8 protein-coding genes and 2 riboswitches are annotated in these 9,749 nt (G+C 38.2%); of the genes, 7 read left to right on the top strand and 1 reads right to left on the bottom strand.

The features are described 5' to 3' along the window. Both C9J29_RS13015 and C9J29_RS13010 read left to right on the top strand, forming a co-directional pair. Positions 1 to 303: SDR family NAD(P)-dependent oxidoreductase (locus tag C9J29_RS13015; protein WP_153062679.1), on the top strand; the 303-nt coding region annotated here is incomplete at its 5' end. Between the two features lie 352 nt (positions 304 to 655). Further along, positions 656 to 1,273 (top strand): DUF7010 family protein, encoded by a 618-nt coding sequence (locus tag C9J29_RS13010; protein ID WP_107922297.1) that lies wholly within the window; start codon positions 656 to 658, stop codon positions 1,271 to 1,273. A 223-nt stretch (positions 1,274 to 1,496) separates the two neighbouring features. Here the strand turns inward: C9J29_RS13010 and C9J29_RS13005 are convergent, their stop codons facing one another. Then, positions 1,497 to 1,685: a DUF4177 domain-containing protein gene (locus tag C9J29_RS13005; protein WP_107922296.1), complete on the bottom strand. Its 189-nt coding sequence runs from the start codon at positions 1,683 to 1,685 to the stop codon at positions 1,497 to 1,499. A 354-nt stretch (positions 1,686 to 2,039) separates the two neighbouring features. On the opposite strand from C9J29_RS13005, the gene C9J29_RS13000 reads away from it, so the two are divergent. From C9J29_RS13000 to C9J29_RS12980, 5 genes are all read left to right on the top strand, one after another. Next, a complete protein-coding gene (locus tag C9J29_RS13000) occupies positions 2,040 to 2,915 on the top strand; it encodes a phosphotransferase family protein (protein WP_089986468.1) in 876 nt (291 codons plus the stop codon). Between the two features lie 157 nt (positions 2,916 to 3,072). Continuing rightward, positions 3,073 to 3,251, top strand: a riboswitch (cobalamin riboswitch). Positions 3,252 to 3,531: 280 nt separating this feature from the next. Continuing rightward, the gene (gene metE, locus C9J29_RS12995) at positions 3,532 to 5,829 is read left to right on the top strand and encodes a 5-methyltetrahydropteroyltriglutamate--homocysteine S-methyltransferase (RefSeq protein ID WP_128472290.1); all 2,298 of its coding nucleotides are present in this window, start codon (positions 3,532 to 3,534) and stop codon (positions 5,827 to 5,829) included. A gap of 130 nt (positions 5,830 to 5,959) precedes the next feature. Beyond that, positions 5,960 to 6,152: riboswitch (cobalamin riboswitch) on the top strand. A 145-nt stretch (positions 6,153 to 6,297) separates the two neighbouring features. Next, positions 6,298 to 7,917, top strand: coding sequence for a nickel ABC transporter substrate-binding protein (gene nikA, locus C9J29_RS12990; protein WP_237068834.1), 1,620 nt, complete (start codon positions 6,298 to 6,300; stop codon positions 7,915 to 7,917). Positions 7,918 to 7,988: 71 nt separating this feature from the next. Next, on the top strand, positions 7,989 to 8,942 hold the full coding sequence (nikB, locus tag C9J29_RS12985; protein WP_237068833.1) for a nickel ABC transporter permease: 954 nt from the start codon (positions 7,989 to 7,991) through the stop codon (positions 8,940 to 8,942). 22 nt (positions 8,943 to 8,964) lie between these two features. Continuing rightward, positions 8,965 to 9,747 (top strand): ABC transporter permease subunit, encoded by a 783-nt coding sequence (locus C9J29_RS12980; protein WP_237068832.1) that lies wholly within the window; start codon positions 8,965 to 8,967, stop codon positions 9,745 to 9,747. The last annotated feature ends 2 nt before the right edge of the window (positions 9,748 to 9,749 follow it).

Below are 9,749 nucleotides of genomic sequence, written 5' to 3'. Positions count from 1 at the left end.
CCAAGTGTCTTCACGTACAGTATGTCCAAAGGTGCTATCGACACATTTACACGTCTTCTAGCCAAGGAACTAGGGAGCCGTAATATTACGGTAAACGCCATCCAGCCTGGAATTATTAATACAGAAATGAATGCTGAGACTTTGGAAAACCTGGAAGGACAAAAATATGCGGCTGGTCTTTCAATTTTCAACAGATGGGGAGAACCCGAGGATGTGGCAGATATTGCCGTATTTCTTGCTTCCTCAGACAGCCGTTGGGTAACAGGTCAATTGCTCGATGCAAGTGGAGGATCTCATCTATAGAATAGTTTAAGCAGTTACTGAGGAATGAACTCTGTATTGGGCAGGGCTCATTCCTTTTAATTTTCCTTTCATTCGTTTGTTAGTGTAAATAGTAAATTCTCCAATTCTGAAGTGAAATGTTCCATACTTTCAGAGTTTAATACTCGTGCTTTTCTGAAATAACGAAATCGTCTTTATAGTGGAATGAGATGTATTGAGATAACCGGGCAGAGAAGTTCATTCATTTGCCTGCCTGAATATAATGATAAAAAAGGATATTTGATTTTTCTTGAATGAACTAAATCTAATACTGTTGTAGGCTGTTACGTGGGTGTAATGAACATATACTTAGGTTGAAAGGAGGTATTTATTTGTGACACAAACATCTAGAGCGATTCCTAGTGCCGCAGTCCGCGGAACGGCATCTGGTGTATTTTTTATGGCGTTTTTTGGTACTCTGTGGGCGTACACGGGAATTATGGGATTGCAAGGCTGCGGAGTTCCATTATTGTTAGTTACTGCTGTTGCCATAGGTATAGCGCTGTTCATCGGCGGTTTTTCATTAATACGAGCATCGAGAGAATTGACGAATCAGGTTTCAAAAACAGACTTAAGGCATGGGAAGCGTACGTCGTTTTGGTTTAACATTATTTTTGCAGCAGAGGGTTTGGCTATAGCCATCACAATTGTTGTCAGTAATGCTACTCGTCACCCTGAACTTATACCTGTCATAATAGCTCTTATTGTCGGTGTCCATTTTTTTCCATTGGCACCTCTTTTTCAAGTCAGACTCTACTATTTTACCGGCGCACTCCTTTGTTTACTTGCTATTATGACATGGCTATTTGTACCTGGAACAGTCACACTGGGGGAACATCAAATCAATGCATTTATGTCTGTAGTGGGCTTTGGCTCTGCCTTGATCTTGTGGGGAACTGGTCTTGCAATATGGCTAATGGGCAGAAGATTGCTAGGTATCGTCCCAAAATAAGTGAGATGGAACTTTACACCGAAAAAGTAAAATATGTATTCAGCTAATAGTATGCATTACTTTAACAATCAAAAGACAAATCAGCGTCTTGATAATCAGTAATTGGGAACTTTTCAGTAATACGGAAAGCTTCTTTATTACTGAAAAGGAGTAAATTGGTGAATAACACATATAAATGAGGGTTGGATATTTATGCTTCCCCAAATAGAAAAACCCCTCACATCTAATTAAGGGGTCTCTCAAAAATTAATTCAAAATAAGCTGCGGAACCATATCCTTTAGTTGAAGGAGCAAAAATTTGAACAAATCTCCATCCTTCAGATGCGTATTGGTGAATTATATTTTGATAATCTTCTTTTGGTTTACTACCCCAAGCATTTAGTTCCACTCTAACGAAATGGTATTCGTACATTATGATCACCTCTAGAAATAGTTGACTTAATTAATATACGAAGAAAGTAGAAGATAGTTTCATAATTAGATTTTTAATTGGAATAAACGACCAAAGCCAATATTGAGTTTTGAATATTGAGTTGGAGATAAACCCACCACTGTTTATTCAACAATCAGGCGCTTTTTGTAATAAGGAAAGCGTCTTTATTCATGGCAATGGCCAGATTGTGGAGCATCTTGTTAAGTGATTTGGATTTTTTTGTTAAAGTATAGTTGAGTTTGTGAAGAATTGTTTTTAAACTAAAGGAACAGATAGTTCAACAAGAGTTTACGTATCAAAAAGCTAGAAAGAGACTGAAAGGGAGTATTACTAATGAATAATAACTTTATTGAAAACATTCAATCGCTTTATTCCGACCTTTCCATTGAAGACATTTATCCTAATGAAATTGGACAGAATAATGATGTGTTAATTGTAAACAAATCTTTGGTTTTTAGGTTTCCAAAATATAAAATTGGAATCAATCAATTAAAAAGAGAGACGGAAATTTTAAAATACATTAAAGGTACCATTTCAACTCCTATTCCGAATCCAATTTATCAATCTTTTGAAGAGTTAGAACCAGGTAAGGTCTTCACCGGATATCATCTAATAGATGGTGTTCCTTTGTGGAAGGAAAGTTTAATAGGTGTGAAGCGTGTTGATTTAGTTAAAGGGTTGGCAAAACAACTTGTTTCTTTTCTTGTAGAACTTCATTCTATATCAGGAGAAAAAGCAAGTCGAGATTTGAAACTAAAGGTTCGTAATCCTCATGAAGAGATGTATAACTTGTATAATAAGATTCGAAATAAATTATTTCCTTTTATGAGAAAAGACGCTCAACAGGAAATCTCACAATCTTTTGAAACGTTTTTAAACGGGAAGGCATTCTCCAATTTAGATATAACGCTTATACACGGAGATTTCGGTGCATCTAACATTTTGTGGGATCCAGAAACAAGTATGATTTCTGGGATAATAGACTTTGGTGGTTCGGGTTTAGGAGATCCAGCGTATGACTTTGCTGGAATACTTTCTAGCTATGGTGAGGATTTTTTTGATATGTGTATTAACCTATATCCTAATGGTCAGGAAATTTCTGAACGAGTTAAATTTTATAAAAGTACATTTGCTTTACAAGAAGCATTGCACGGGATTGAAAATGGAGATAGACAGGCTTTTGAAGCTGGAATTAAAGATTATAAATAGTTTTCTTGTACAATTAATGTGGAATCAGTTCAATTAATATAAGGCATTATCACTAAGAGCCCAATTGTTGATAATTAAAAACAGAGTAAATAGATAAAGTTTTATGTAAAAACAATTTCTACTATTCTGAAATATATGGTATAGTATGGGCATAACTGAATATAGTGTAAGAAATGGTGCCAGATGAAAGTCTGGCTTAAAAGGGAAGTCGGTGCAAATCCGACGCTGTCCCGCAACTGTAATTCGGAGCAAATCACAAATGCCACTGGGAAACCGGGAAGGCTGTGAGGCGTGTTGATGAGAAGCCAGGAGACCTGCCAATTTCTAGTACACACCAAATACCTACGTGGAAATAGGTGGTGAATAGTGACCAAAAAGGCACTGTGCGATAACAAGTGATTTTACGAAAATTCTACTTTTTCGTATTGTTTTTGTCTTAATAAATTTACCATGCAGCCATTTTCCGAGAAGGGGAATGGCTTTTTTTCATGCTACTATTCTGTATTCCAGAGCAAAGTCCACTGGTTTTCATATAGAGCCACTGAATCTAGCATGGGATGACACAAATTTGTAAGAGCAAGTAACCATAAACTTATTGATGAAAGGGAGATTAAATATGACTTATACTAGTACACTCATTGGCTATCCATATATCGGAGATGATCGCGAATGGAAGAAGGCGTTAGAAGCATTTTGGCGTCAAGAACGAACGGAAGAGGATTTTCAGGAAACCCTAAAAAGTATTCGGTTATCGCGGATTGAAAAGCAGCTACAATCTGGCATCGATATGGTGACAGTGGGGGATTTCACATTGTACGATAGAATGTTAGATACAGCCTTAATGTTTGGCTTAGTACCCAAGCGCTTTAACTGGCAAGGTGGAAGGGTAGATTTACATACCTACTACAGTGTAGCGAGAGGCAATCATTCAGCAGTAGCTAGTGAAATGACCAAATGGTTTAATACCAACTATCACTACATTGTCCCTGAATATGAAGGGCAACCGCTGCAACTAACTGAAAATAAGGTATTGGCCGACTTTTTAGAGGCAAAAGAAGCGTTCGGTATTATTGCGAAGCCGACACTTATTGGCCCCTATACATTTTATAAGTTAACTAAGGGCTACAATAAATTAACGCAGGTCGAATATTTATTAGCTCTATTACCTCTCTATGCTCAGATTATTCAAGAATTAGTAGATGCAGGTGCCCAGTGGATTCAATTAGAAGAGCCTTCTTTAGTGACGACACTCGACTCAGCAGAACGGAAGCTAGTACAGGAAATCTATGCTCAGTTAGCGACAACCGTTCCAGCAGCAAAACTAATGCTACAAACATATTTTGAAGCATTATGCTCCTATGAAACATTGATTACATTGCCTGTCCAAGGGTTTGGTTTAGATTTCGTACATGGCTATAAAGGGAATATGGAGTCCCTTCGAAAATTTGGTTTCCCTCAGGATAAAGTTTTAGCTATTGGTATTGTTAATGGTCGTGATATATGGCGTTCCAACCTAGCGGAGGCTAACGCCACGATTCAAGCTATTGAAAAGCTTAGCGATGCTAAGGAATTGTGGATTCAACCCTCAAGTAGCCTTCAACATGTGCCAATATCTACTTCACTTGAAAAGAAGCTGGACCCTGTTCTCAAACAAGCACTGGCGTTTGCTGATGAAAAAATCGAAGAGCTTATTGAGCTCACTAAATATAGAAAAAATCAAGACGGAACGCTACGTCATAATTTCTCAGCAAGTATGAAGGCCATTGAAGCACTAAAAAATCATTCAATTCGTCAAAATAAGATTATCCAACAAGCCGCTCAATCCTTATCAACAAAGGATTTTGAGCGACATAATGATTTTAGTCAACGTCAAAAAATACAGCAGCAGGCATTAGGACTACCCCTTTTCCCAACAACGACAATTGGCAGCTTCCCTCAATCTGATGAGGTGAAGAGAAATCGTAATGCTTGGCGAAAGAAACAATTGTCGAATGAAGACTATGAAGCATTTATTGAACTGGAAACAAAGCGCTGGATTCACTTGCAGGAGGATCTTGATATGGATGTACTAGTTCATGGAGAATTTGAACGGACAGACATGGTTGAATATTTCGGTGAGAAATTGACGGGCTTTGCCTTTACTGAAAAAGCATGGGTTGTTTCGTATGGCTCTCGCTGTGTGAAGCCTCCAATTATTTATGGAGATGTTGCATGGTCTTCAGCCATTACCGTGAAAGAGTCTGCGTATGCCCAAAGCTTAACGAAGCGCTTTGTAAAAGGGATGCTGACAGGGCCAGTGACCATTTTAAATTGGTCCTTTGTACGCGATGATATTTCTCGAAAAGATGTGGCTTATCAAATTGCATTAGCACTTCGCAGGGAAGTGGAAGCACTAGAAGCGGCTGGCATCTCCATTATTCAAGTGGATGAACCAGCACTCCGTGAAGGGTTACCTCTTCGTAAAGAAGAATGGGGGGCTTACTTAGACTGGGCGGTCAATGCCTTCAAGCTTGCTACATCAAGTGTTAAGGATGAAACACAAATTCATACACATATGTGTTACTGCGAATTTAACGATTTCATAGAACCCATTAGCGCGCTAGATGCAGATGTGATTTCTATTGAAACATCACGTAGCCATGGAGAGCTAATTTCTTCCCTTCAAGTAAATCCTTATACAAAAGGAATCGGATTAGGTGTTTACGATATTCATAGCCCACGTGTGCCGAGTGAAGGCGAAATGTTAGCCATTATGAAAGATAGTTTACAAGTTCTAGACAAACATCAATTTTGGGTTAATCCTGACTGTGGCTTAAAAACAAGGAAAGAGCCAGAAACAATCGCGGCTTTAGCTAATATGGTAGGTGCTACTAAAATATTGCGTCAGGAGGTGAAGGAATCTATATCAAGATAACGAAAACAATATAATAAAAGGAGTTAAAGAAAGATCAGGTCATCTACCTGGTCTTTTTGTATAGAGGTTTTATTATATTCAGAAAATAAAATTGACGTGAACATTTCAGCATGTTATGTTTATTACTAATTTCAAATATTGCATTACAAGTTTGAATGAAAGTATTTTTCATTCAATTAAAAGGAAAATGGGTGTAAATCCCATGCTGTCCCGCAGCTGTAAATGAGGAGTTTTGTTTCGATTACCACTAAGTTCTTTCTTGGTAAGGTGAAGCAAAATGATGAATCATAAGCCAGAATGCCTGCTTGTAAGAAGATTCATTGATGATCTACGAAAGATAGGGAGATGGATGGAAGCTTACGTATTTGTAGGTTTATCTGTCCTTATTCTTGTGGAATAAGGTTTTTTTATGCCTTCTTTCTATTCAATTTGTAGATATGAACAGGGAATAGAGATAGGAGACAAAAAATGAGATGGACGAAGTATTTACTGCCTTTCCTGCTTGTTTTGACCTTGAGCTTTCTTGCAGGTTGTACAAGCTCAGAAAAGGACAAAGGAAATTCAGCACCAACAGAACAAACAGATGAAAAAATGATTACGATTGGATGGCCATTAGATGTAGGGCCATTAAATCCCCATACATATTTACCAAATCAGATGACTGCTCAAGCCATGGTTTATGAATCTTTAGTGGCGTATAACGATGATGGCACAATTACACCAAAGCTAGCAGAAAGCTGGGACATCTCAGAGGATAAAACTGCTTATACGTTTCATTTACGCAAGGATGTTAACTATTCGGATGGGACTGCCTTTAATGCTGATAATGTGATTCGCAATTTTGATGCAGTATTAGCGAATCGTGACATGCATTCTTGGATGGGTATGGTCAACCATATTAAAGAGGTCGTCAAAGTAGATGAATCAACAATACGTTTGCAATTAGATGAACCATATTACCCTGTGTTAAACGAATTAGCCTTTGTCAGACCTTTCCGTTTTTTAGGGGATAATGGCTTTCCAGACGGTGATGCGACAAATGATTCCATTCAATCAGCTATTGGCACAGGACCATGGGTATTAACAGACTATAAAAAAGATGAATATGCATTATTTAGCCGTAACGAACATTATTGGGGTGAAAAACCTCTCGTAGATAAAATAAAGGTTAAGATCATTCCAGATTCGGAATCCCTTTCGTTAGCCTTTGAAAATGAAGAATTAGATGTCATTTATGGTCGAGGGATTATTAGTTTAGATAACTATACGTACTTAAGAGATAGTGGCAAATATAAAACAGCTACATCTGAGCCGCTGTCTACGAAAGCATTACTGTTCAATACTCAGTCAGGACCGTTAGCTGAGCTAAAGGTTCGACAAGCTATTCAATATGCTATCAATAAAGAACAAATGGTAGACAATATTACACATGGTACAGAAAAAGTGGCAAACACGCTATTCTGGAATGCCATTCCTTATGCCAATATTGATTTAGCGCCCATTATATATAATCCTGAAAAAGCGAAGAAATTGCTAGATGAAGCGGGCTGGACGCTACAGAAGGGTGAAAAAATTCGTTCGAAAAATGGTCAACCCCTTACATTAGATTTAATCTATATTGCTACTGATGCCATTCAAAAACCTATGGCGGAGTTAATGCAAGGCGAGCTAGCAAAAATAGGGATACAGTTAAATATTGAAGGGGCAGATGTTATGGTTGGTCTGCAAAAATTAATGGATGATCAGGTTGATATTAACTTCTGGCGAACAAATGGACCGCCGACTGATCCACATAGCTTTGCAAATGAATCAGCTACGCCAAATGCTAGTGGTGTATATGAAGCAAAATTAGGCTTACCAAATGCTAAGGAGATCGATACAAACATACATCAATTATTAGTCGGTACCGATGAAGAGGAACGCGTGCAGCTATATTCGGATATTTTAACAATGTTCCACGATCAAGCATTATTCTATCCAATATCGTACGAAACAAATAATGTTATTTATCAACCATATATGAAGGATTTTGCACCACGTGCTTCTGAGTATGACATTCCATATGCGCAAATGGATAAAGAAAACTAAGTATGAAAGAGAGAGTGTGTCGAAATAGGGCAACTCTCTTTTTATCATCGGATGAAATAGGAAGTGACGGCATGTACGAATCGACTTGGATGTTTTGTGTAAAAAGAATTCTCACTCTACCATTTGTATTAGTAGGCGTATCTATTCTGACCTTTGTGTTTATTCGTTTCGTACCAATAGAACCGGCAGAGGTCATCCTTCGACTCTCAAGAATTGCCCCAACACCAGAGGCTATACAAGCTTTACGAGAAGAATTAGGGACAGACAAGCCTTTTATCATGCAGTATCTGCTATGGGTAAAAGGCATTTTACAGCTAGACTTTGGGACATCTTTTGTTAGTAAATTACCCGTGGCTCATGAGCTATTTGCTAAACTACCCGCTACCATTGAATTAGCTTTAGTAGCATTTATCCTCATTTTAACTTTTAGTATTCCATTAGGGGTTGTGAGCGCATTATATAAGCATTCCTTTATCGATAAAATCATTCGATTATTTACAGTCCTAAGTGTATCCATTCCAACATTTTGGTTAGGGTTTATCCTACTCTATCTTTTCAGCTTAAAACTTGGCATTTTTCCAACGAATGGAAAAGGTTCGATAGCACATATAGTTTTACCGGCCTTCACCTTAGCTTTACCTACAATCGGATTGTTCTCACAGTTTATCCGCTCTGCCATGATCGAAGAATACGAGCAGCCATATGTAAAATATGCACAGCTTAGAGGCTTGAGAAAATCGGTCATTCTCATTCGACACGTGGGGAGGAATGCTGCTATACCGATATCAACATTGTTTGGGATGACACTCGGAAATTTGCTAGGTGGTGCTGTCATTGTCGAGCAAGTATTTAGTTGGCCTGGACTCGGTCGATATTTAATAGAATCCATAACGAATCGTGATTACCCCGTTGTACAATGCTATGTGTTGGTGATTGCTGTCATCTATGTGCTCGCCAATTTAGGCACAGATGTATTGCATCGTTTATTGGATCCTCATCTGATGATGAAGGATAGGAGAGAGTAAAGTGAACTTAGGACGTATACATATGAGAAGATATATTAGTCTCACCTTACTGATTTTTATTGGTTTACTCGGACTGTTTGCCCCACTCATTATGCCTCATGACCCTTTAGCAGTCGATATTTCTAAGAAATTTTTAGCACCCTCATGGGACTATCCATTAGGAACAGACCATTTAGGAAGATGTGTCTTCTCCCGATTGCTTTTAGGGATTCGGTATTCTTTAGGTGCGGCGCTCGTCATACAAATAGTTGCTATTCTAGTAGCGATACTATTGGGCGCATGGGTCTCCTTAAAAAGAGGTATAATAAATGCGCTATTTATTCGGGTATGCGATATTTTATTAGCTTTTCCAACACTTGTACTAGCATTTGGGCTTTTAGGTGTATTAGGACCGAGCTTGAAAAATGTGTTAATTGCACTTAGTTTAACACAGCTTATTTATTATTCGAGGCTAATTCGAGGTTTATTTATTGGCATGAATGAAAAAGATTTTATTCTAGCGGCAAGAATTAGTGGTACTACAGGTACGAAATTAATTATTCGTCACTATCTCCCTCATGTTTGGCCACCGATTGTAACGATTGTGGCATTAGATATGGGGAAGGTCATTTTAGAGATTGCGGGCTTTTCCTTTATTGGGCTTGGTGTGCAGGCTCCTACCCCTGAATGGGGAATGATGGTAAATGAAGGGAAGCAATATATCCGCCAACATCCTGAATTAATGCTATATCCTGGGCTTGCTATCGTCCTTGTTGTCCTAGTATGTAATGTTTTAGCAAGTAGTTTGAAGAAGCCTGATCAGTAAAG

Source organism: Lysinibacillus fusiformis (genome assembly GCF_003049525.1).
Classification (GTDB): Bacteria; Bacillota; Bacilli; order Bacillales_A; family Planococcaceae; genus Lysinibacillus; species Lysinibacillus fusiformis.
The sequence above is the reverse complement of the archived record's forward strand: the minus strand, read 5'-3'. Positions and strand labels throughout refer to the sequence as shown.

Excerpts from the sequence above, each read along its gene's own strand:
- C9J29_RS12980 (WP_237068832.1), top strand. The coding sequence starts at position 8,965 with ATGAGAAGATATATTAGTCTCACCTTACTGATTTTTATTGGTTTACTC.
- C9J29_RS13000 (WP_089986468.1), top strand. The coding sequence starts at position 2,040 with ATGAATAATAACTTTATTGAAAACATTCAATCGCTTTATTCCGACCTT.
- nikA (WP_237068834.1), top strand. The coding sequence starts at position 6,298 with ATGAGATGGACGAAGTATTTACTGCCTTTCCTGCTTGTTTTGACCTTG.
- C9J29_RS13005 (WP_107922296.1), bottom strand. The coding sequence starts at position 1,685 with ATGTACGAATACCATTTCGTTAGAGTGGAACTAAATGCTTGGGGTAGT.
- metE (WP_128472290.1), top strand. The coding sequence starts at position 3,532 with ATGACTTATACTAGTACACTCATTGGCTATCCATATATCGGAGATGAT.
- nikB (WP_237068833.1), top strand. The coding sequence starts at position 7,989 with ATGTACGAATCGACTTGGATGTTTTGTGTAAAAAGAATTCTCACTCTA.